22 protein-coding genes are annotated in these 20,992 nt (G+C 72.0%); 7 read left to right on the top strand and 15 right to left on the bottom strand.

Annotated elements, in window-relative coordinates:
* The first annotated feature begins 380 nt into the window (after positions 1 to 380).
* Positions 381 to 710, top strand: a complete 330-nt coding sequence (locus tag AB0G52_RS30450; protein WP_132893021.1) for a WhiB family transcriptional regulator — start codon at positions 381 to 383, stop codon at positions 708 to 710.
* A 96-nt stretch (positions 711 to 806) separates the two neighbouring features.
* Here AB0G52_RS30450 and AB0G52_RS30445 read toward each other — a convergent pair whose 3' ends face one another.
* Positions 807 to 1,715 carry a LysR family transcriptional regulator gene (locus AB0G52_RS30445; RefSeq protein WP_361340583.1) on the bottom strand — a complete coding sequence of 303 codons (909 nt, stop codon included), beginning with the start codon at positions 1,713 to 1,715 and terminating at the stop codon, positions 807 to 809.
* Positions 1,716 to 1,794: 79 nt separating this feature from the next.
* On the opposite strand from AB0G52_RS30445, the gene AB0G52_RS30440 reads away from it, so the two are divergent.
* The 3 genes from AB0G52_RS30440 (at position 1,795) to AB0G52_RS30430 (ending at position 4,129) form a co-directional block, all read left to right on the top strand.
* The gene (locus tag AB0G52_RS30440; protein ID WP_361340580.1) at positions 1,795 to 2,463 is read left to right on the top strand and encodes an MOSC domain-containing protein; all 669 of its coding nucleotides are present in this window, start codon (positions 1,795 to 1,797) and stop codon (positions 2,461 to 2,463) included.
* 97 nt (positions 2,464 to 2,560) lie between these two features.
* Complete coding sequence (locus AB0G52_RS30435; protein WP_360517679.1) at positions 2,561 to 3,334, top strand: SDR family oxidoreductase; 774 nt, start codon at positions 2,561 to 2,563, stop codon at positions 3,332 to 3,334.
* A gap of 87 nt (positions 3,335 to 3,421) precedes the next feature.
* The gene (locus tag AB0G52_RS30430; RefSeq protein WP_132893028.1) at positions 3,422 to 4,129 is read left to right on the top strand and encodes an ester cyclase; all 708 of its coding nucleotides are present in this window, start codon (positions 3,422 to 3,424) and stop codon (positions 4,127 to 4,129) included.
* A gap of 87 nt (positions 4,130 to 4,216) precedes the next feature.
* Here AB0G52_RS30430 and groL read toward each other — a convergent pair whose 3' ends face one another.
* The 4 genes from groL to AB0G52_RS30410 all read right to left on the bottom strand — a co-directional run bounded on the left by groL (position 4,217) and on the right by AB0G52_RS30410 (position 8,224).
* Positions 4,217 to 5,842 (bottom strand): chaperonin GroEL, encoded by a 1,626-nt coding sequence (groL, locus tag AB0G52_RS30425; protein ID WP_132893030.1) that lies wholly within the window; start codon positions 5,840 to 5,842, stop codon positions 4,217 to 4,219.
* Positions 5,843 to 5,979: 137 nt separating this feature from the next.
* Positions 5,980 to 6,288 carry a co-chaperone GroES gene (gene groES / locus AB0G52_RS30420; RefSeq protein ID WP_004955293.1) on the bottom strand — a complete coding sequence of 103 codons (309 nt, stop codon included), beginning with the start codon at positions 6,286 to 6,288 and terminating at the stop codon, positions 5,980 to 5,982.
* Between the two features lie 215 nt (positions 6,289 to 6,503).
* Positions 6,504 to 7,214: a polysaccharide deacetylase family protein gene (locus AB0G52_RS30415; RefSeq protein ID WP_361340733.1), complete on the bottom strand. Its 711-nt coding sequence runs from the start codon at positions 7,212 to 7,214 to the stop codon at positions 6,504 to 6,506.
* A gap of 89 nt (positions 7,215 to 7,303) precedes the next feature.
* Complete coding sequence (locus tag AB0G52_RS30410) at positions 7,304 to 8,224, bottom strand: polysaccharide deacetylase family protein (protein ID WP_361340575.1); 921 nt, start codon at positions 8,222 to 8,224, stop codon at positions 7,304 to 7,306.
* A gap of 90 nt (positions 8,225 to 8,314) precedes the next feature.
* On the opposite strand from AB0G52_RS30410, the gene AB0G52_RS30405 reads away from it, so the two are divergent.
* On the top strand, positions 8,315 to 9,520 hold the full coding sequence (locus AB0G52_RS30405; protein WP_361340572.1) for a class I SAM-dependent methyltransferase: 1,206 nt from the start codon (positions 8,315 to 8,317) through the stop codon (positions 9,518 to 9,520).
* 11 nt (positions 9,521 to 9,531) lie between these two features.
* On the opposite strand, the gene AB0G52_RS30400 is transcribed toward AB0G52_RS30405, so the two are convergent.
* The 5 genes from AB0G52_RS30400 to AB0G52_RS30380 all read right to left on the bottom strand — a co-directional run bounded on the left by AB0G52_RS30400 (position 9,532) and on the right by AB0G52_RS30380 (position 14,975).
* Entirely contained in the window at positions 9,532 to 10,800 is a 1,269-nt protein-coding gene (locus AB0G52_RS30400) for an RNA polymerase sigma factor (RefSeq protein ID WP_361340569.1), read from the bottom strand.
* Positions 10,801 to 10,843: 43 nt separating this feature from the next.
* Positions 10,844 to 11,200 carry a YciI family protein gene (locus AB0G52_RS30395; RefSeq protein ID WP_132893037.1) on the bottom strand — a complete coding sequence of 119 codons (357 nt, stop codon included), beginning with the start codon at positions 11,198 to 11,200 and terminating at the stop codon, positions 10,844 to 10,846.
* Positions 11,201 to 11,341: 141 nt separating this feature from the next.
* Positions 11,342 to 12,304, bottom strand: a complete 963-nt coding sequence (locus AB0G52_RS30390) for an LCP family protein (RefSeq protein WP_361340730.1) — start codon at positions 12,302 to 12,304, stop codon at positions 11,342 to 11,344.
* A gap of 188 nt (positions 12,305 to 12,492) precedes the next feature.
* A complete protein-coding gene (locus AB0G52_RS30385; protein WP_361340566.1) occupies positions 12,493 to 13,839 on the bottom strand; it encodes an endo-1,4-beta-xylanase in 1,347 nt (448 codons plus the stop codon).
* Between the two features lie 104 nt (positions 13,840 to 13,943).
* The gene (locus AB0G52_RS30380) at positions 13,944 to 14,975 is read right to left on the bottom strand and encodes a LacI family DNA-binding transcriptional regulator (protein ID WP_132893039.1); all 1,032 of its coding nucleotides are present in this window, start codon (positions 14,973 to 14,975) and stop codon (positions 13,944 to 13,946) included.
* A gap of 138 nt (positions 14,976 to 15,113) precedes the next feature.
* Between AB0G52_RS30380 and AB0G52_RS30375 the strand changes: the two genes are divergently transcribed.
* On the top strand, positions 15,114 to 17,411 hold the full coding sequence (locus AB0G52_RS30375; RefSeq protein ID WP_361340563.1) for a glycoside hydrolase family 3 N-terminal domain-containing protein: 2,298 nt from the start codon (positions 15,114 to 15,116) through the stop codon (positions 17,409 to 17,411).
* Between the two features lie 15 nt (positions 17,412 to 17,426).
* On the opposite strand, the gene AB0G52_RS30370 is transcribed toward AB0G52_RS30375, so the two are convergent.
* Genes AB0G52_RS30370 through tsaB form a run of 4 tightly spaced genes read right to left on the bottom strand, consistent with a single transcriptional unit; the run spans position 17,427 to position 19,963 of the window.
* Positions 17,427 to 17,690: a hypothetical protein gene (locus AB0G52_RS30370; RefSeq protein ID WP_361340560.1), complete on the bottom strand. Its 264-nt coding sequence runs from the start codon at positions 17,688 to 17,690 to the stop codon at positions 17,427 to 17,429.
* Complete coding sequence (gene tsaD / locus AB0G52_RS30365; protein WP_132893045.1) at positions 17,687 to 18,775, bottom strand: tRNA (adenosine(37)-N6)-threonylcarbamoyltransferase complex transferase subunit TsaD; 1,089 nt, start codon at positions 18,773 to 18,775, stop codon at positions 17,687 to 17,689. Before tsaD ends, AB0G52_RS30370 begins: the two co-directional genes overlap by 4 nt.
* Positions 18,768 to 19,289, bottom strand: coding sequence for a ribosomal protein S18-alanine N-acetyltransferase (gene rimI / locus AB0G52_RS30360; RefSeq protein ID WP_132893093.1), 522 nt, complete (start codon positions 19,287 to 19,289; stop codon positions 18,768 to 18,770). The genes tsaD and rimI overlap by 8 nt, the downstream gene beginning before the upstream one ends.
* A gap of 17 nt (positions 19,290 to 19,306) precedes the next feature.
* Positions 19,307 to 19,963 carry a tRNA (adenosine(37)-N6)-threonylcarbamoyltransferase complex dimerization subunit type 1 TsaB gene (gene tsaB / locus AB0G52_RS30355; RefSeq protein ID WP_132893047.1) on the bottom strand — a complete coding sequence of 219 codons (657 nt, stop codon included), beginning with the start codon at positions 19,961 to 19,963 and terminating at the stop codon, positions 19,307 to 19,309.
* A gap of 169 nt (positions 19,964 to 20,132) precedes the next feature.
* Between tsaB and AB0G52_RS30350 the strand changes: the two genes are divergently transcribed.
* Complete coding sequence (locus AB0G52_RS30350; protein WP_361340556.1) at positions 20,133 to 20,696, top strand: hypothetical protein; 564 nt, start codon at positions 20,133 to 20,135, stop codon at positions 20,694 to 20,696.
* Between the two features lie 16 nt (positions 20,697 to 20,712).
* Here AB0G52_RS30350 and AB0G52_RS30345 read toward each other — a convergent pair whose 3' ends face one another.
* Positions 20,713 to 20,910 (bottom strand): hypothetical protein, encoded by a 198-nt coding sequence (locus AB0G52_RS30345; protein WP_361340744.1) that lies wholly within the window; start codon positions 20,908 to 20,910, stop codon positions 20,713 to 20,715.
* Positions 20,911 to 20,992 lie beyond the last annotated feature (82 nt).

Raw genomic sequence — 20,992 nt, 5'->3', positions numbered from 1 at the left:
CCGCCCTCCGCAGCTGATGCGCGTCACCTTGAGCCTCCAGGCTGGTACGGAATCGTCACCTGTGCGGTCGAACGTCTCGGACGCCTGCCCGAGCGCTGATTGCTTCAACCGCCACCGCCCTCTCAACGACGGTCACTCGAAAGAGTTACGGGGCCGCGTGCTGTCTTCGGCACTCTACGTGAGGGCGCGGACACGGTGCAGACATGGACGTCAGACCCTCAACTTTTCATCACAACCAATGCCCCATTTAGACCTTTTTCTTCCTGTTTCACGGTGTCTGGAGCTAGATTGCCAATGAGTCATATTTTCATCTCTCTAGACCGGAGATGTACGGTCGGTTGGCACCGTATCCGCCCAGAACGGCTACAAGGGGTCACGTAATGGCAGATTTCTCCCGCCTTCCCGGACCGAACGCGGACCTGTGGGACTGGCAGCTCCTGGCCGCCTGCCGCGGGGTCGACAGCTCGCTCTTCTTCCATCCCGAGGGCGAGCGCGGGGCGGCTCGGAGTGCCCGTGAGAACTCGGCCAAGGAGGTCTGCATGAGGTGCCCGGTCCGCGCCGAGTGCGCGGCGCACGCACTGGCGGTCCGCGAGCCGTACGGCGTGTGGGGCGGCCTGACCGAGGACGAGCGCGAAGAGCTCATGGGGCGGGCGCGCAACAGGCTGGTCTCGGCCTCGACGACCAGCGGCGACTCCGCCTCGGACCATTGAAAGAACGTTTCTTCAATAGCTTGAAGACCGGTTGACGATCTGTTCCGGACCGGGCGCGCGCGTGCCCGGCTCAGCCCCTCACGCCTGTCGCGCCCCTCACGCCCGCCGGGCCGCCCGGCCCAGTTGCTCCAGCGTCGCCGCCACCGCCGGCACCTGTGCCAGGTCGGGCAGGGTGAGAGCGACGATCTCCCGCCGCACCGCCGGCTCCAGCGCCACCGTGCGCGCGCCCCTCGGCCGTACCGACTCGACCGCCAGCCGGGGCAGCACGGCCACGCCCAGACCCGCGCCCACCAGGCCGACCACCGCCGGGTAGTCGTCGGTGGCGAAGTCGATGCGCGGGGTGAAGCCCGCGCTCTCGCACGCCTGGACGAGCTGCCCCCGGCAGCGCGGGCAGCCCGCGATCCAGGACTCGTCGGCGAGCTCCCCGAGGGCGACGGACTCCGCGCGGGCGAGCCGGTGCCCCTCGGGGACCAGGCCGACGAGACGGTCCACGAGCAGCGGCCGCACCACCAGGTCGGCCCACTCCTCGGCACCCCCCGCGTCCGCCGCGCCCCCATATCGGAAGGCCAGCGCGATGTCGCAGTCGCCCTCGCGCAGCAGGTCCACCGACTTCGGGGGCTCGGCCTCCTCCAGCGAGACCCGGGTGCCGGGGTGGGCGGCGCGCAGGGCGGCGAGGGCGGTGGGGACCAGGGTGGAGCTGCCGCTCGGGAAGGAGACCAGCCGGACCCGGCCGGCCCGCAGACCGGCGATCGCGGCGACCTCCTCCTCGGCGGCGGTGAGCCCGGCGAGGATCCCGGAGGCGTGCCTCACCAGGGCCTCGCCGGCCTGGGTGAGGCGCATCTCGCGGCCGGTGCGCACCAGCAGCGGGGTGCCGACGGAGGTCTCCAGGGCCTTCATCTGCTGGCTGACGGCGGGCTGGGTGCAGCCCAGCTCACGGCCGGCCGCCGAGAAGGAACCGGTGGTGGCGACGGCGCGCAGGACGCGGAGATGACGTGCTTCGATCACCCTCCGAGCATAAGGCGGTCTTGGGCATCGCCCCCGATAACGCGTCGACACTTTGAGAGGCGTCCCTTACCGTCGGAGCATGCAGCTTCTCTCGGTGAACCTCGGCCGCCCGACGCCGTCTCCCCACACCGACCAGGTGGACGGCGTGACCGGCATCGACAAGCGGCCCGTGGACGGGCCGGTGCGGGTGGCGGCGCCCGGACCGAAGGGCGTCGCGGGCAGCGGCCTGGCCGGGGACGCGGTGTGCGAGCTGCGCCATCACGGCGGTGACGACCAGGCCGTGTACGCGTTCGCGCGCGAGGACCTCGACGACTGGGAACGGGAGCTGGGCCGCGCCCTGGGCAACGGCTGTTTCGGGGAGAACCTCACGACGGTCGGCCTGAACGTGTCCGGCGCGCTGATCGGCGAACGCTGGCGGGTCGGCTCCGAGGTCGTCCTGGAGGTCACCTCCGGGCGCGTCCCGTGCCGCACGTTCCAGGGCCACCTGGGCGAACGGGGATGGGTGAAGAGGTTCACGCGGAAGGGTGCGACCGGTGCCTACCTCCGGGTGATCGAACCGGGCGAGATCAGGGCCGGCGACCCGATCGAGATCGTGCATCTGCCGGACCACGGGGTGACGGCGGCGATGGAGTTCCGGGCCACCACGACCGAGCGGGAGCTGCTGCCGCGGCTGCTCGCGGCCGGTGCGGCGCTGCACCCGGAGGCGCTGGCACGGGCCCGGAAGTACGTGGCGGCGGGGACCGGCTGAGAGGACGTCACGCCCGGCGCGTTCACCGGCGCTTCACCGTTCGGGAGAGCTGGTGCGCACAGCGGACTCCGGCGGTCCGGGTAACTACCCTTGGGCCATGACAACGGCTCTGATTACGGGATCGACCGCGGGGATCGGTGCCGCGTTCGCGCGGCGGCTGGCGGCGGACGGGCACAACCTCGTCCTGGTGGCGCGGGACACCAAACGGCTGCGCGAACAGGCGACCGAGCTGCACGACCGGCACGGCATCGAGGCGGAGGTGCTCACCGCCGACCTCGCCGAGGACGCCGGCATCGAGTCGGTCGCCGCCCGGCTCGGCGACCGCAGGAACCCGGTCGACCTGCTGGTCAACAACGCCGGGTTCGGCAACAAGGGCCGGTACCTGGACGTCTCGATGGCCGACGAACTGCGCATGCTCAAGGTGCACTGCGAGGCGGTGCTGCGGCTGACGTCGGCGGCGGCCGAGGCGATGCGCGAGCGCGGGCGCGGCGGTGTCGTCAACGTGGCGTCGGTGGCCGCGTTCGTGCCGCGCGGTACGTACGGCGCCTCCAAGGCGTGGGTCGTGCAGTTCACCCAGGGCGCGGCGCGCGACCTGGCGGGGACCGGGGTGCGCCTGATGGCGCTGGCCCCCGGGTTCGTGCGTACGGAGTTCCATGAGCGGGCCGGGATGGGCACGGACAACATCCCCGGCTGGATGTGGCTGGACGCCGACAAGCTGGTCGCGGCGGCCCTCGCCGACCTCGCTCGCGGCAGGACGCTGTCGATCCCGGACCCCCGCTACAAGGTGCTGACGGGCCTCGCGAAGGTGGCCCCGCGCGGCCTGGTGGGCGGCATCAGCTCGAAGACGGGACGCAAGTACGGGCCGCAGTAGGAGCACGGGCCGCGGGAGGAGCGGACGGCCGGGCGGTGGGAAAATGGCCGTGACGGTACCGGACCCAGGGGGGCCGGAGGCGGCGGTATGACGTTCATGCAGGTCATCGAGTGCAGGACCAGCCGGTTCGAGGAGATGGACCGGCTGTTGGACCGATGGGTCGAGCAGACCAAGGGCAAGCGGACGGCGACGCACGCGGTGGTGGGCACGGACCGCTCGGACGCGTCGCACATCGTCGAGATCGTGGAGTTCCCGTCGTACGAGGAGGCGATGCGCAACTCCCGGCTTCCGGAGACCGACAAGGTCTTCCACGAGCTGCTGGCGCTGTGCGACCAGATGCCGAGGTTCACCGATCTGGACGTGGTGCGCGACGAACGGATGTACGCCGACACCGCGCGGCGGTTCTTCGAGACGTTCGCCGCGGCCGGTCCGCTGGCTCCGCTGGACGGCCTGGTCGCCGAGAACTACCACGGTCACGATCCGGCCGACGACCAGGACACCATCGGCATGGACGCGCTGCGGCGCGAGCTCGGGATGTGGCGGGACGCCTTCGACTTCACGTTCCTGATCGAGGACCAGATCGCCCAGGAGGACCGGGTGTGCAGCCGGTGGATCCTGTCGGGAGTGCAGAAGGGCGAGTTCCTGGGGCTGCCGAACACCGGACGGCGGATCGCCATGACCGGCACCACGGTGCACCGCTTCGACGCCGGCGGGAAGATCGCGGAGGCCTGGTGGCAGTACGACCGGCTCGGTCTGCTGAGCCGGCTCGGAGCACTGGACGCGCTGGAGAACTGAGCCCACAGTGAAAGCCCGCGAGGGGCGAAGCCCCCGCTCCCGGCGGACGACCGGGGACGGGGGCTTCGTGCAGCGCCGAGGCGGTGCTCAGTGGGCGTGGCCGTGGGAGTGGCCGGCCGCCGCGGGCTCCTCCTCTTCCTTCTTCTCGACGACCAGGGTCTCGGTCGTGAGGAGCAGGGAGGCGATGGAGGCGGCGTTCTCCAGGGCGGAGCGGGTGACCTTGACCGGGTCGATGACGCCGGCCTTGACCAGGTCGCCGTACTCGCCGGTGGCGGCGTTGTAGCCGCTGCCCTTCTCCAGCTCGGCGACCTTGGAGACGATGACGTAGCCCTCCAGGCCGGCGTTCTCGGCGATCCAGCGCAGCGGCTCGACGGCGGCCTTGCGGACCACGGAGACACCGGTGGCCTCGTCGCCGGTCTTGCCGAGGTTGTCCTCCAGGACCTTCACGGCGTGGACGAGCGCGGAGCCACCACCGGAGACGATGCCCTCCTCGACCGCGGCGCGGGTCGCGGAGATGGCGTCCTCCAGACGGTGCTTCTTCTCCTTCAGCTCCACCTCGGTGGCGGCGCCGACCTTGATCACGCACACGCCGCCGGCCAGCTTCGCGAGGCGCTCCTGGAGCTTCTCGCGGTCCCAGTCGGAGTCGGTGTTCTCGATCTCGGCCTTGATCTGGGCCACGCGGCCCTGGACGGCGGCGGAGTCGCCGGCGCCGTCGACGACCGTGGTGTCGTCCTTGGTGACGGTGACACGGCGGGCGGAGCCGAGCACGTCCAGGCCGACCTGGTCGAGCTTGAGGCCGACCTCCTCGGAGATGACCGTGGCGCCGGTGAGGATCGCCAGGTCCTGCAGCATCGCCTTGCGGCGGTCACCGAAGCCGGGGGCCTTGACCGCGACCGCGTTGAAGGTGCCGCGGATCTTGTTCACCACGAGGGTGGACAGGGCCTCGCCCTCGACGTCCTCGGCGATGATCAGCAGCGGCTTCGAGGCGTTGGCCTGGATGACCTTCTCCAGCAGCGGCAGCAGGTCCGCGATGGAGGAGATCTTGCCCTGGTTGATGAGGATGTAGGGGTCCTCCAGGACCGCCTCCATGCGCTCCTGGTCCGTCACGAAGTACGGCGACAGGTAGCCCTTGTCGAAGGCCATGCCCTCGGTGAAGTCCAGCTCCAGGCCGAAGGTGTTGGACTCCTCGACGGTGATGACACCGTCCTTGCCGACCTTGTCCATCGCCTCGGCGATGAGCTCGCCGACCTGCTGGTCCTGGGCGGACAGCGCGGCGACGGCGGCGATGTCGGACTTCTCGTCGATCGGGCGGGCCGACGCGAGCAGGTCCTCGGAGACGGCGGCGACCGCGGCGTCGATGCCCTTCTTCAGGGCGGCCGGGGAGGCACCGGCGGCGACGTTCTTCAGGCCCTCGCGGACCAGCGCCTGGGCCAGCACGGTGGCGGTGGTCGTACCGTCACCCGCGATGTCGTTGGTCTTGGTCGCCACCTCCTTCACCAGCTGCGCGCCGAGGTTCTCGTACGGGTCGTCGATCTCGACCTCGCGGGCGATCGTGACACCGTCGTTGGTGATGGTGGGGGCGCCGAACTTCTTGTCGATGACGACGTTGCGGCCCTTGGGGCCGATCGTCACCTTCACCGTGTCGGCAAGCTTGTTGACGCCGCGCTCAAGGGCGCGACGGGCGTCCTCGTCGAACTTCAGGATCTTCGCCATGGCAGCGGGAGCCCTCTCGGAATTCTCGGGTGAACAAGACTGCGCCCCGGGCGCCCGGCTTCTTAAAGGATCGCGGGAACCAGGGGCGCAGCTTCAAACGGATTCAAGCGGAGTGCTTGAGGTGGTAAGTCGCAGGCTTACTTCTCGATGATCGCGAGCACGTCGCGAGCCGAGAGGACGAGGTACTCGTCGCCGTTGTACTTCACCTCGGTGCCGCCGTACTTGCTGTAGAGCACGACGTCGCCGACCTTGACGTCGAGCGGCAGGCGCTCGCCGTTCTCGAACCGGCCCGGGCCCACGGCGAGGACGGCGCCCTCCTGGGGCTTCTCCTTCGCGGTGTCCGGGATGACCAGGCCGGAGGCCGTGGTCTGCTCGGCGTCGAGCGGCTGGACCACGATGCGGTCCTCAAGCGGCTTGATGGCAACCTTGGAGCTGGCGGTCGTCACGATCCGACCTCCCCCTTCGGAGATCTCACGGGGTTAACTGTCTGAGGTGGCGACCAGGTGGATCCGTCGTCGCGGGTGCCGGACCTGCCCGTCGCGTTGTTGGCACTCTCATCTGCCGAGTGCCAGAGCCGAGACTATGACCGCGATTAGCACTCGGTCAAGCGGAGTGCCAATCAGGTCCGGCGCGGCGTCGAAAATTCGACGTCTCGCACCCTTCAGAGGTAGTCCTCAAGACGCCCCACCGTCAGGCCGCTCGCCTGGACCCGGCGCAGCAGCCGGGCCGTGCGCTCCCGCAGGGTCGGCCCCATGGCCTCGTCCGGGCCCACCAGGATGATGTCGCCGGGACGCAGCTGCCTGTCCTTGCTCCGGTAGGTGATGCCGTCCGGGGTCATCGCCGCCCGCCACAGCACCACCGCCGTCACCCCGCAGTCGGCCGCCGCGCGCAGGGTGGTGCGGTCGTAGGTGCCGTAGGGCGGGCGGAAGAGGCGGGGGCGGATGCCGAAGCGGGACTTCAGCTTCTCCTGCTGGCCGCAGATCTCGGCGCGCTGGCCGGCGTAGGGCAGGCCGGGCATGGCCGGGTGGTCGAGGGTGTGGTTCTGGACGCTGGCGCCGACGGACTGGAGGCGGGCGAAGTGGCCGTAGCCGGGGCCGACCACGCTGTCCGTGAGGAAGAGGCTGACCGGGAGGCGCAGTTCGCGGACCATGTCCACGAAACGGGGGTCCTTCTCGGCGCCGTCGTCGTAGGTGAGGAAGACGACCCGGTCGGCGGTGGCGACGTGGTCGACGACCGGGGGCAGGGCCGCCCGGAAGGAGAGCGGGTGGGACGGGGGGCGCGGGGGCGGGGAGAGCGGTGCGCTCAGGCCCCAGCGGCGGTACGGCTGGGCGCCGGCCGGGCCGTGCGGCCGTACCCGGTCGGCCGCTTTCATGCCCAGCCGTTCGATGGGGTCGACGGACGGCGCGCAGGCCGCCAGGAGGAGGGCGGCGGTCAGCAACGCGGCCGTCGCCCTCGGTCGGCTCACAGGTAGTCCTCCAGGCGCGCCACCGCGTAGCCGTCACGGGTGACCTTGTTCAGGAAGCGGCGCATGTCGTCGACCATCGTGCCGTCCCAGTCGTCCCGGCCCCGGAAATGGGTGAGCACGATGTCGCCGGGGTGCAGGCTGCGGTCCCACTCGCGGTACTCCCAGTGGTCGACGAACACCTCCTCGTCCCAGATCGGCGCGTACTTGATGCCGCAGGCCTTGGCGGCGCGCAGGGTGTCGCCGTTGTAGTTGCCGTAGGGCGGGCGGAAGACCGTCGGCGCCCTGCCGAACTGCTTCTTCATGATCGTCTGCATGCCGCAGATCTCGTGCTTCTGCTCGTCGTAGGACAGACCCGGCAGGTAGGGGTGGGTCAGGGTGTGGTTGTTGAGGGTGTGTCCCTCGGCCTGCATGGTGCGGAAGAACCCGTAGTCGTCCTTGACCAGGTAGTTGCTGAGGAACGCCGAGTAGGGGATCTTCAGCTCGCTCATCATCCGCAGGAAGTCCGGGTCCTTGTTCGCGCCGTCGTCGATGGTGAGGAAGACGACCTTCTGCCGGGTCGGGATCGTGGTGAAGACCGGCGGCAGGTCGTCCTCCACCTGGCCGTCCACCTCGAATCCGTCGCGAGCGGTGATCCTCGGCTTGTGCGTAGGCGGGGCCGGGGGCCGCAGCGGGACCGCGTCAAGGCCCCAGCGCCGGGCGGCGGCGACCAGGGCGGCGTGGGAGTCGGGGGCGGGAGCGGGGGCCGCCGGGTGGGCCTGCCGCCCGGTGGCGGGGCGGACGTCGGGACTCTCCCCGGTCCCGGCGCAGCCGCACACCACGGCACCGGCGCAGAGGACGAGTACGGAGAGCAGCACCGTGCTCCTCCGCCCCCCACCCCTCTTCGACCTATTTTTGTCATTTTGTACGACTGCTCGCATGGCGTCGGATCCTTCCAGGCCCCCGCCCGGATCCGGGGCAGACACCGCCGTCGGAGGCGAACCATCCACCGACTGGCCGACAATGACCCGGTGAACGACCTCCTCACCCCCCTCCTCACCCCCGAGGGCCGCGCCCTCCTCGACGAGGTCCGCGGCACCGCGCCCGCCGACGAACTCGCCGTGGCCACCCGGTTGCGCCGCGGGCACCCGGCCGAGCTGGTGTCGGCGGCGCTCGCGCAGGCCCGGCTGCGGCAGCGGGCGGCGGCCAAGTTCGGCGAGGCGGACGCGGAGCGCATGTTCTTCACCCCGAACGGGGTCGAGCAGTCGACGCGGGCGAGTGTCGCGTCGTACCGGGCGGAGCGTTTCCGGGCCTCGGGCATCCGTTCCGTCGCCGACCTGTGCTGCGGGATCGGGGGTGACGCGATCGCCTTCGCGCGGGCCGGCATCCGGGTGCTCGCCGTGGACCGGGACCCGGTGACGGCGGCCACCGCCCGCGCCAACGCCGCGGCGCTCGGGCTCGCGGACCTGATCGAGGTCCGGGAGGCCGACGTCACGGAGGTGGACACGGCCGGCCACGACGCCGTCTTCGTCGACCCGGGCCGCCGCGGCGGCCGCGGCCGCGTCTTCGACCCGGAGGCCTACTCACCGCCGCTGTCCTGGGCGGTCGAGGCGGCCCGCGCGGCACCGCGAGCCGCGCTGAAGATCGCACCCGGCATTCCGCACGAGGCGATCCCCGCGGACGCGGAAGCCGAGTGGGTCTCCGACGCGGGCGACGTCAAGGAGGCCGTGCTGTGGTTCGGCGCGGGCGTGACCCCCGGAGCGCGCAGGGCGACGCTGCTGCCGACGGGAGCGGCCCTCTGGGCCTCCCCCGAGACCATGCTGCCGGACCCCGGGGTCCGTCCCGTCGGCCGCTACCTGTACGAGCCCGACGGCGCCGTCATCCGCGCCCACCTGGTCGCCGAGGTGGCCGCGGAGCTGGACGGCGGCCTGGTCGACCCGACGATCGCGTACATCACGGCCGACGGCCTGCACGCCACCGCCCACGCGACGCCGTACGAGATCACCGACGTGCTGCCCTTCAACGTGAAGAAGCTGAGGGCCCTGCTGCGCGAGCGCGAGGTCGGGAACCTGACCGTGAAGAAGCGCGGGTCGGCCGTGGAGCCGGAGGAACTGCGCAGGAAGGTCAAGCCGCAGGGCCCGAACGCCGCGACCGTGTTCCTGACCCGGGTGGCAGGAGCCCCGACCATGCTCGTCGGCGGCCCCGCCCGCCCGGCCACCGGAGCCGGGCCGTCCTGAGCGCCGTCAGGTCAGGGAGCGCACTCTCCGGCCCGGGCCAGCAGCAGCTCGCGCTCGCGTTCGTTGCGGGCGAGGGCCGCCGCGCGTTCGAACTCCGTGCGGGCCTCGGCCGTGCGGCCGAGGCGGGCGAGCAGGTCGCCGCGCACGCTCGGCAGCAGGTGGTAGTCGCGCAGGGCGGGTTCGGCGGTCAGCGCGTCCACGAGGGCGAGGGCCTGCTCCGGTCCCTGCGCCATCGACACGGCCACCGCGCGGTTCAGCTCGACGACCGGGGACGGGGACCGGGCGGCGAGCAGCCGGTACAGGGTGGCGATGGTCTGCCAGTCGGTCTCCTCGTAGGTGTACGCGTGCGCGTGGCAGGCCGCGATGGCCGCCTGCAGGGCGTACGGCCCGGGGGCGCCCGTCGCCGTGGCGTCCGCGCGGGCCAGGGCCCGGATGCCGCGGGCGATGAGCATGCGGTTCCAGCGGCGGCGGTTCTGGTCCCTGAGCAGGACCGGCGCGCCGTCGGGTCCGGTGCGGGCGGCGGCCCGGGAGGACTGGAACTCCAGGAGCGCGGTCAGGGCGTGCACCTCCGGCTCCTTCGGCATCAGGCCGGACAGCAGGCGGGCCAGCCGCAGCGCGTCCTCGCACAGCGACGGGCGCAGCCAGTCGTCGCCCGCCGTGGCCGCGTACCCCTCGTTGTAGATCAGGTAGATGACGTCCAGGACCGAGCCGAGCCGGGCCTCGCGGTCGGGTCCGTACGGCACCTCGAAGGCGATGTTCCTCGTCGCCAGGGTGCGCTTGGCGCGGACGACGCGCTGGGCGACCGTCGGCTCGGGGACGAGGAAGGCGCGGGCGATCTCGGCCGTGCTCAGGCCGCCCAGCAGGCGCAGGGTGAGGGCGGTGCGGGCCTCGGGCGACAGCACCGGGTGGCAGGCGGTGAAGACCAGGCGGAGCAGGTCGTCGTCGATGTCGTCCGGGTCGGCGGGCTCCTCGGGCGGGACGGCCGGCTGCGTGCCGCGGCCGATCTCCGCGAGCTTGCGGGCGTAGTTCTCGCGGCGCCGGACCAGGTCGACGGCACGGTGGCGGGCGGTGGCCATGAGCCAGGCGCCCGGGTTGTCGGGCACGCCGTCCCGGGGCCACTGCTCCAGCGCGGCGACCAGCGCGTCCTGGGCCAGCTCCTCCGCGATGCCGACGTCCCGGACGATCCGGGCCACGCCGGCGATCACGCGGGGCGACTCAAGCCGGAAGACGGTCTCGATGGCGTGGCGGGCGTCGGCCTCGGCGGGGGGCTGTGTGCTCACAGCCCCCCATGCAACACCCACCGCCGGGCGTACGCCAGGACGGTCAGCCCTCGGCGATCTCCCGCACCTCGCAGGTCACCGTCCAGAACTCCTCGTGGACCTTCAGGAACCGCTTGGTCCACTCCAGGGCCTCGGCCTTGTCCTTGCACTGCATGATCGCGTAGCCGCCGACGACCTCCTTGGCCTCGGTGAACGGCCCGTCGGTGACGGAGATCTGCCCGCCCTCCCAGCGGACGCGGGTGCCGTCGGCGGTGGGCGTCAGCCCGGCGGTGTCCAGCATCACGCCGGCCTTGGTGATCTCCTCGATCAGCTCGCCCATCCGCTGCATCAGCTCCTGGCTGGGGCCCTCGGCGGGGGCGGAGTTCTCGTCGATCCGCACGAGCGACAGGTAACGGGGCATGGTGACTCCTCGGGGTCGGACGACAGGGTGTTTCCCTGCCTCTCACCCTTGCGTCGAACGGCCCGCGCCCGGATCGACACGCCCGCGGAAATTTCCCGTGGTTTTTTCGGCCCCGTGAGTCCCGTCAGCCCTGCCGAGGTTCTAGCGCAACGACTTCCACAGCTCGCTCGCCGCGGGCTCCTTCGCGATCACCCGGTTGGGGTCGGAGGGCGCGGTCACCACGGGCATCATCACGGTCCTGACGTTCTGGGAGGTCAGCCCCTTCAGGCTCTGCCCGAGGCGCATCAGCTCGGTCAGCGAGTCCAGGCCGGTGTCGGTGGTGAGGGACGCGGTGACGGCGTCGGCGACCTCGTAGAGCCTGGCCGGGTCGCCGAGGAGGCTGATGGAGGCCATCCGGTCGAGGAGGGCCTTGACCAGCTTCTGCTGCAGGCCTATCCGGCCGAGGTCGCTGCCGTCGCCTATGCCGTGCCGGGTGCGGGCGAGCGCCAGGGCCGTCCTGCCGTCGAGGTGGTGGGTGCCCTTCCTCAGGTGCAGATGACTGTCGTCGTCGTCGATGTCCTGGCCGGTGGTGACGGTGACCCCGCCGAGCGCGTCCACCAGCTTGGCGAAGCCCGAGAAGTCGATCTCCAGGTAGTGGTCCATCCGGACACCGGTGATCGACTCGACCGTCTTGACCGCGCACACCGCCCCGCCCACCGAGTAGGCGCTGTTGAACATCGAGTCGTGGGCGAGGGCCGTCGAGCCGCCGGAGGGCAGCGGGCAGGAGGGGCGGGTGACCAGGGTGTCGCGCGGGATGCTGACGACGGTGGCCGAGGTCCGGCCGGCGTCGACGTGCACCACCATCGCGGTGTCGGACCGGGCGCCGGAGCTGCTGCCCCCGCCGAGCTTCTCGTTCTCCTTGCCGCTGCGCGAGTCCGAGCCCAGCACCAGGATGTTCACCGATCCGGTGGGCAGCGGTGACGCGGCGGCGGACGCGGCGGCCGTCGGTGTCGTGACCGCCTTCGCCGGCCGGTCGTCCCCGAGCGCGCTGTTGATGTCGACGCTCTTGATGTTGTCGTCGAGGTGCACGTAGACCCACCCCGCGGCCGCGATGCCGAGCGTCATGACGCCCGCCAGGGTGAGACCGACGATCTTCAGCGTTCTCGACCGCCGGTCCACCCGTCTGACCGCGTCGTCCTGCTCCTCGTGTCCCGTCACAAGGCAGGAACGTAGGTCCGAATTATTAGGGGAGTGTTAGTGGAAGCGCGGTGAAGAGGTTTTCTTCGCAAAATCTCACGCTTCTCAGTCCCTGCTCACCCAAGGGTCACCGTGGGCACGGGATTGCTGCCGCTCCAGGACGCGTTGAACCCGAAGGTCACCGAACTCCCGTCCGCGACGGTCCCGTTGTAGGGGGCGTTCGCACAGGACACGGCCGCCCCGGACTGGGTGCAGGTGGCGTTCCAGGCCTGCGTGATCTGCTGTCCGGCGCCGAAGGTCCAGTTCACCTTCCAGGACGACAGCGAGGCGCCCGAGCAGGAGACGGTCACCTGGCCCGTGAACCCGTTGTTCCACTGGCTGCCGACGCTGTAGGCGGCGGTGCAGGCACCCGTCGGCGGCGGTGGGGTCGTGGTCCCGCCGAGCGCCTCAGCGATGCCGTAGTAGGCCGGTTTCGGCGTGTAGTTGGCATCGTACGGAGTCGCCGCCCCGTACCCCGGGAACGTGCTGTCCACCCAGGAGTCGGAGTCGGCGAAGCCCCACACGGTGACGTTGACGCAGCGGCTCACGGCCACGCAGGCGGCCACCACCGACGTGAAGTCCGCCTTCTGCTGGGCGAGTTTGGCGCTGTCTGCGGGCAGCGCCATCCGGACGTCGAGTTCGGTGATCGCCACGTCGACGCCCAGGTCGGCGAAGCGCTGGATGTTCTGCTGGAGCGTGGCCGGCACCTGGCCGAGGATCAGGTGCGCCTGCAGGCCCACCCCGTCGATCGGGACTCCCGCCGCCTTCAGTGACTTGACCAGGTTGTACAGGGCGGTGCTCTTCGCGTTGACGCCTTCGACGTTGTAGTCGTTGATGTACAGCTTGGCGGCCGGATCGGTCTCGTGCGCCCAGGTCAGGGCGTTGGCGATGTAGCCGGAGCCGAGGCCGTTGTACCAGATCGTGGACCGGTAGCTGCCGTCCTCGTTGAAGGGCTCGTTGACGACGTCCCAGGCGGCGATCTTCCCCTTGTAGCGGCCGACCTCGGTGCTGATGTGGTTCTGCAGCAGGCTGCCGAGCTGGGCGGAGGTCCAGCTGCCGTTCGTCAGCCAGCCGGGGTTCTGGCTGTACCAGACCAGGGTGTGGCCGCGCACCTGCTGGTGGTGGGCCTGGGCGAAGGCGACGATCTGGTCCGCCTCGGTCCAGTTGAAGGTGCCCTGGGCGGGCTCGACCGTCTCCCACTTCATGGCGTTGCCCGGGGTCAGCGAGCTGAACTGACTGCCGGCGAGGTCCCCGTAGGTACCGGTGAGCTTGGAGCCGGTGACCGCGGTGCCGATCAGCTTGCCCTTGGCGGCCGCGAGATCGCGCAGCGGGGTGTCGGCGGCGTGCGCCGCGGGCGCCGTGAACAGCAGGGCGGCGCCGGTGACGAGTGCCGCCAGGGACAGGCCTGTTCTCAGAGATCTCATCGCAGAAGCCTCCGAAAGTTTCGGTCGTACAACCGATTGGCTTCGGAGGAGTGTGGGGGCGCTGGCACCACCCGTCAATACGTCACCTTCCGGCCAGGGACGCCTCAGCCGGAGGCGGGCGGCGCCGTACTGGACCGCACCACCAGACTGGTCGCCAGCTCCACCCGGGTCGCGGTCGTGGCGTCCTGCGCGCGCCCCATCTCCAGCACCAGCCGCGCCGCCGCCTCGGCCATCTCGGTCAGCGGCTGCCGTACGGTCGTCAGCGGCGGCCCCACCCAGCGGGCCACCGGCAGATCGTCGAACCCGACGATGCTCACGTCCTCCGGAATGCGCAGCCCCAGCTCGCGCGCGGCCTCGTACAGCCCGAGCGCCTGGAGGTCGTTGCCGGTGAACACCGCGGTGGGCCGGTCGGGCATCCGCAGCAGCTCCAGGCCGAGCCGGTAGCCGGCGTCGTGGTGGAAGTCGCCGGCCTTGACCAGCCCCAGGTCCACGGGGAGCCCGGCGGTCTCCAGCGCGGCCCGGTACCCGTCCACCCGGGCCCTGCTGCACATCATCCGGGACGGTCCGCTGATGGCGCCGATGCGCCGGTGTCCCAGCTCGACGAGGTGCCGGGTGGCGGCGAGCCCGCCCTGCCAGTTGGTGGCCCCGATGGACGGCACGTCCGGCCCGGGGTCCCCCGCCGGGTCCATCACCACGAACGGGATGGACCGGCTCAGCAGCAGCGCCCGCTGCGACTCGTCCAGCCCCGACAGCACCAGCACCACCCCGTGCGGCCGGCGGGCCGCCACCTGGTCCGCCCAGGTCCGCCCGGGGGTGAGCCGCCCGGCGGACTCGGACAGGACGACGCTCAGGCCCGCGTCCCGGGCCACGTTCTCCACCCCGCGGATGACCTCCATCGCCCAGGCGCTCTCCAGCTCGTGGAAGACCAGGTCGATCAGCGGGGAACGGGAGGCCTCGGCGCGGCGCCGCCGGTAGCCGTAGGCGCGCAGCAGTTCCTCGACCCGGGTGCGGGTCGCCGGGGCCACGTCGGCGCGCCCGTTGAGGACCTTCGAAACAGTCGGAGCGGACACGCCGGCCTCACGGGCGATTTCGGCGAGCGTCGCCGTCTGCGTTTCTGCGGGCTTCGAAGGCGTCATGCCCGCGATCGTATCCCCACGCTCCCCCTTGACGAAGACCTGAGCACGCCATAGGTTCCCGGAACATTCGGTGTTTGGTACGAAACATTCGTAGCAGCGTTCCAGGCAGGAGCCGCAGAAAGCGAAGACGGGAGTTTCATGACCACCGCTCCATGGCGAGACCCCGCACTGCCCGCCGCCACCCGGGTCGACGACCTGCTCTCCCGGATGACCCTGGAGGAGAAGACCGCCCAGCTCTACGGCGTGTGGGTGGGCGCCGCCACGGACGGCGACGGAGTCGCCCCGCTGCAACGCGAGATGACCGCCGACCACGACTGGGAGGAGCTGATCACGCTCGGCCTCGGCCAGCTGACCCGTTCCTTCGGCACCGCCCCGGTGGCCCCGGCGCTGGGCGCGCGAGCACTGGCCCGCGCCCAGCGCCGGATCACCGCGGCCGGCCGCTTCGGTATCCCGGCGATCGCCCACGAGGAGTGCCTGGCGGGGTTCACGGCCTGGCAGGCGACGGCGTACCCGGTCCCGCTCGCCTGGGGCGCCTCCTTCGACCCGGCGCTCGCCGAGGAGCTGGGCCGGCACATCGGCCACGACCTCCGCTCGGTCGGGGTCCACCAGGGTCTGGCCCCGGTCCTGGACGTGGTGCGTGATCCGCGCTGGGGCCGGGTCGAGGAGACGATCGGCGAGGACCCCTACCTGGTGGGCACGATCGGCACGGCCTACGTGCGGGGCCTGGAGTCGGCCGGGATCGTCGCCACCCTCAAGCACTTCGCCGGCTACGCCTCCTCCGCGGGCGCCCGCAACCTGGCGCCGGTCCGCGCCGGGGTCCGGGAGTTCGCGGACGTCACCCTGCCCCCGTTCGAGATGGCGGTGCGCGAGGGCGGGGCCCGGTCGGTGATGGCCGCGTACAACGACACGGACGGTGTCCCGGCCTCCGCGGACCCACGCCTGCTGACCGAACTCCTGCGGACCGAATGGGGATTCGAGGGCACGGTGGTCTCCGACTACTTCGGCATCGGCTTCCTGGGGACGCTGCACCGGGTGGCGGGCACCGAGGCGGAGGCGGCGCACCTGGCGCTCGCGGCGGGCGTCGACGTCGAACTGCCGACGCTGCAGTGCTACGGCCGCCCCCTGGTGGCCGCGGTCCGGGAAGGCACCGTCCCGGAGTCCCTGGTCGACCGGGCGGCCCGCCGGGTGCTGCTCCAGAAGTGCGAGCTGGGCCTGCTGGACGAGGACTGGGAGCCCGCGCAGGAGGGCCCGGTCGACCTCGACTCGACGGCCAACCGCGCCCTGGCCCGCCGGCTCGCCGAGGAGTCGGTGGTCCTGCTGGACAACCCCGACGGCGTGCTCCCCCTCGCCCCCGGCACCCGCGTCGCGGTGGTGGGCCCCCGGGCCGCCGACGCGCTCGCCATGCTCGGCTGCTACTCCTTCCCGTCCCACGTCCTCACCCACCACCCCGAGGTGGATCTGGGCGTCTCCATCCCCACGGTCCTCGACTCCCTGCGCACCGAACTCCCGGACGCGAAGGTGACGTTCGCCGAGGGCTGCGACGTCTCGGACCCGGACACCTCGGGTTTCGAGGAGGCGGTGGCCCGCGCCTCGGAGGCGGACGTGTGCGTGGCGGTCCTGGGCGACCGGGCGGGCCTGTTCGGACGAGGCACCTCCGGCGAGGGCTGCGACGTCACGGACCTCGCGCTGCCCGGCGTCCAGGGCGGTCTGCTGGACGCGCTGGTCGCCACCGGGGTCCCGGTGGTCCTGGTCCTGCTCACCGGGCGCCCGTACGCGCTGGGCCGCTGGCACGGCCGGCTGGGCGCGGTGGTGCAGGCGTTCTTCCCCGGGGAGGAGGGCGGCCCGGCGGTGGCGGGCGTGCTGTCGGGCCGCGTCAACCCCTCGGGAAGGCTGCCGGTGAGCGTCCCGCGGGTGCCCGGCGGTCAGCCCTGGACCTATCTCCAGCCGCCGCTGGGCCTGGCCGGCGAGGTCAGCAACCTGGACCCGACCCCGCTGTACCCCTTCGGACACGGCCGCTCCTACACGGCGTTCGCCTGGGACCTCGTCTCGCCGGACACGGCCGAGATCACCACGGACGGCACCCATGACGTCACCCTGACGGTCCGCAACACGGGCGAGCGGGCGGGCGCGGAGGTCGTCCAGCTGTACCTGCACGACCCGGTGGCCTCGGTGACCCGCCCGGACGTGCGGCTGATCGGCTACCAGCGGGTCGAGCTGGCCCCCGGCGCGTCCCGGCGGGTCACCTTCCGGTTCCACGCGGACCTGTCGGCGTTCACCGACCGGGAGGGGGCGCGGGTGGTGGAGCCGGGGGCGCTGGAGCTGCGGGTGGCGGCGTCGAGCGCGGAGGTGCGGGCCGCGGTACGGCTCCGGCTGACCGGCCCGGTGCGGCGGCCGGGGCCGGACCGGGTGCTGCGCTGCGCGACGGAGGTGGTGTGACCGGCGGCCCGCCGGTCAGCGGCCGCCGCCGTCGACCGACTCGAAACGCCAGCGGTGGACCGGGCGGGTGACCAGGTCGCCGGGCGGGTCGGGGAGTTCGGGCAGGTCGGCGTCGTACTCCCCCTCCCACCAGGTGATGACCAGCACCCGGTCCTGCGGCGCCCGGAACGTCTCGCGGCGCAACGGGGCCCTGGCAAGGCCCTGTGCCCGCGCCCACGCGAGCAGGTCGTCGCCCCTGCCCTGCGCGGCCCGCGCCTCCCACATCGACGCGACCGTCACGAGTAGAGGTTCTCCTTGCTGACCTCGTGCACGTGGTCGTGGTCGCCGGGCACGTGCGGGTCCGTCACCGGCAGGGAGCTGTCCGCGGAGAGGTCCCAGCTCGACGCCGTCCGGTTGCGGGCGACCATCTCCGCGCCCAGGGCGGCCACCATCGCGCCGTTGTCCGTGCACAGCTTGGGGCGGGGAACGCGCAGCCGGATGCCGGCCGCCTCGCAGCGCTCCTGGGCGAGGGCGCGCAGCCGGGAGTTGGCGGCCACCCCGCCGCCGATCATCAGGTGGTCGACGCCCTCGTCCCGGCAGGCGCGGACGGCCTTGCGGGTCAGGACGTCGACGACGGCCTCCTGGAAGGACGCGGAGACGTCACGGACCGGGACCTCCTCGCCCGCCGCCCGCTTCGCCTCGATCCAGCGGGCCACCGCCGTCTTGAGACCGGAGAAGGAGAAGTCGTACGCCGGGTCGCGGGGGCCGGTCAGGCCGCGCGGGAAGGCGATCGCCTCCGGGTCGCCCTCCTTCGCGTAGCGGTCGATGACCGGGCCGCCGGGGAAGCCCAGGTCCAGCACCCGGGCGATCTTGTCGAAGGCCTCGCCGGCCGCGTCGTCGATGGTCGCGCCGAGCGGCCGCACGTCGGAGGTGATGTCCGAGGACAGCAGCAGGGAGGAGTGGCCGCCGGAGACCAGCAGGGCCATCGTGGGCTCGGGCAGCGGGCCGTGTTCCAGCTGGTCGACGCAGATGTGGGAGGCGAGGTGGTTCACCCCGTACAGCGGTTTGCCCAGCGCGTAGGCGTACGCCTTCGCCGCCGAGACGCCGACCAGCAGCGCGCCGGCCAGGCCGGGGCCGGCCGTGACCGCGATGCCGTCCAGGTCCCGGGCGCTCACGCCCGCTTCCTTCAGGGCCCGCTGGATCGTCGGGACCATCGCCTCCAGGTGCGCGCGGGAGGCGACCTCGGGGACGACCCCGCCGAAGCGGGCGTGCTCGTCCACGGACGAGGCGACGGCGTCGGCCAGCAGGGTGGTGCCCCGGACGATGCCGACGCCGGTCTCGTCGCAGGAGGTCTCGATCCCCAGGACCAGGGGTTCGTCAGCCATTGATCTCGGTTCCTTGTTCGGAGGTGGATCCGTCGGCGGAGCCACTGTCGGGTTTCGTCGTCAGCCGCATCACCAGGGCGTCCACGTTCCCCGGCTGGTAGTAGCCGCGGCGGAACCCGATGGGCTCGAAGCCGAACCGTTCGTAGAGCTTCTGGGCGCGGAGGTTGTCGACCCGGCACTCGAGCATGACCTCGGCGCACTCGAAGGCGGTCGCGGCCCGCAGCAGCTCGGTGAGCAGCTCCCCGCCGAGACCGGTGCCCCACTGGTCGCGTCGTACGGCGATGGTCTGGATGTCGCCCACGGGGGCGGCGCCGCCCTCGGCCCCGGCGCCCTGCGCGGCCAGCCCCGCGTACCCGACGATCCGGTCGTCCTCCAGGGCGACCACGTACCGCCGGGACGCCTGCGGTCCCCTCGCGTGCGCCAGCTCGGACCAGAACATGCCCCGGGACCAGGCGTCCTCGGGGAACAGGTCCTTCTCCAGCTCCAGGACCGGGTCGATGTCCCACCAGCGCATCTCGCGCAGCTGTGCGGTCACTTGGGTGTGACCACCTTGTAGTTCTTGGGCACCTGGGCGTCCGGCCGGCGCAGGTACAGCGGCCGGGGCGCGGGCAGCTCCTCGCCCGCGGCCAGCCTGGCGGCGGCGAGGGAGGCCAGGGCCGCGGCCGAGACGTGCTCGGGTTCGTGGGCGGCCGGGAAGGTGTCCGGGTAGAGCAGCGCGCCGGCACCGACCGCCGGCATCCCGGCGACCCGCTCGGCGATGTCGGCGGGCCGGTCGACGGCCGGGTCCGTGAGCCGGGTGCGCGAGTCGGCGTACGTCGCCCAGTAGACCTCCTTGCGGCGGGCGTCGGTGGCCACGACGAACGGGCCCTTCTCGATGTCGGCCGCGTAGGCGAGGGCGTCGAGCGTGCACACGCCGTGCACGGGCACCCCGAGCGCGAGCCCGAAGGTGTCGGCGGTCATCAGACCGACCCGCAGGCCGGTGTAGGGACCGGGTCCGACGCCTACGGCGATCCCGGTCACGGCGTCCAGCTTGACCCCGGCCTCGGCGAGGACGCGGTCGACGGCCGGCAGCAGCAGCTCGCCGTGCCGGCGCGCGTCCACCTGGCTCGACGAGGCGATGACGGCCGTACCGTCGTGCAGCGCGACGGTGACGGCGGGGGTGGCGGTATCCAGAGCGAGCAAGAGCACGCGAACAGCCTACGGCTCCGGCGGCGCGAGCACGGCCGTCCGGAGCGGACCGTCACTGACTGCTACGGTTCGTACGAAGTACGACATATACGGCCAGTCGTACACGAGTCGTCCACGCGACGTGCGCGAGTCGCACGGCAGGGCATCCGGCTAGACAGAGGTGGCACACGTGTCAGGGACCAGCTCGGGAATCGTGGCGGGCCTCACCGCGGCGGCCGTCGGCGCGGTCGGCCTCCTCGCCTACCAGGCCTCCGCCACCGTTCCGCCCGGCCTCGGCGGCCGGGCGGCGGCGAGCGCCGCGCCCGGGGCGACGGCGTCCAGGGCGCACCGGGACCGGCGCCATCCGGACGCCCTTCCGAACAACTCCGGCACGGGTGAACGGGTGGTGTACTCGGTGGACGACGACCGGGTCTGGCTCGTCAACGAGCAGGGCCGCCTGGAGCGCACCTTCAAGGTGAACCCGGGGACGATCGACCCCGTCCCGGGCGTCTACTGGGTGACCTCCCGCTCGAAGGCCGTCACGGGCACGGACGGGCTGCCCATCGAGCACGTGGTCCGCTTCGCGACGACGAAGGACGGCTCGGCGATCGGCTTCAGCGCCGCCACCGGCGGCGGCTCCGCGGAGACCCCCGACCCGACGGTGAAGACGGGCGGCATCCGCGAGACCCGCGCGGACGGCGAGGCGATGTGGCGGTTCGCGACGATCGGCGTGAAGGTGATGGTGATCCGCTGAACGACAGGCTGGGGCCCTAGGCCGCCTGGCGGGTCCGCGCGCCCGGCTGCGGCGTCGGCCGCGCCGCCGGTTGCGGCAGCGGCCCGGAGGCCGGGTCCGGACGTCTCGGCGGCCTCGACACCGCGTCGGCGGCCGCGCAGGACGCCAGCAGTGCGCGCATGGAGACGTCGGCGGCCGGGACCGGTCGCCGCTCCTCGGACTGGGACACGGACACTGGCGCCTCCTGACGTACGGGGGCGGACGTGGTTAGGCAGACCTAACTACGGACTGGATACCATGTGACCACGCCCGATGTG

Source organism: Streptomyces sp. NPDC021562, from assembly GCF_040640875.1.
Taxonomy (GTDB): Bacteria; Actinomycetota; Actinomycetes; order Streptomycetales; family Streptomycetaceae; genus Streptomyces.
This window is presented reverse-complemented; position numbering and strand designations above follow the sequence as displayed.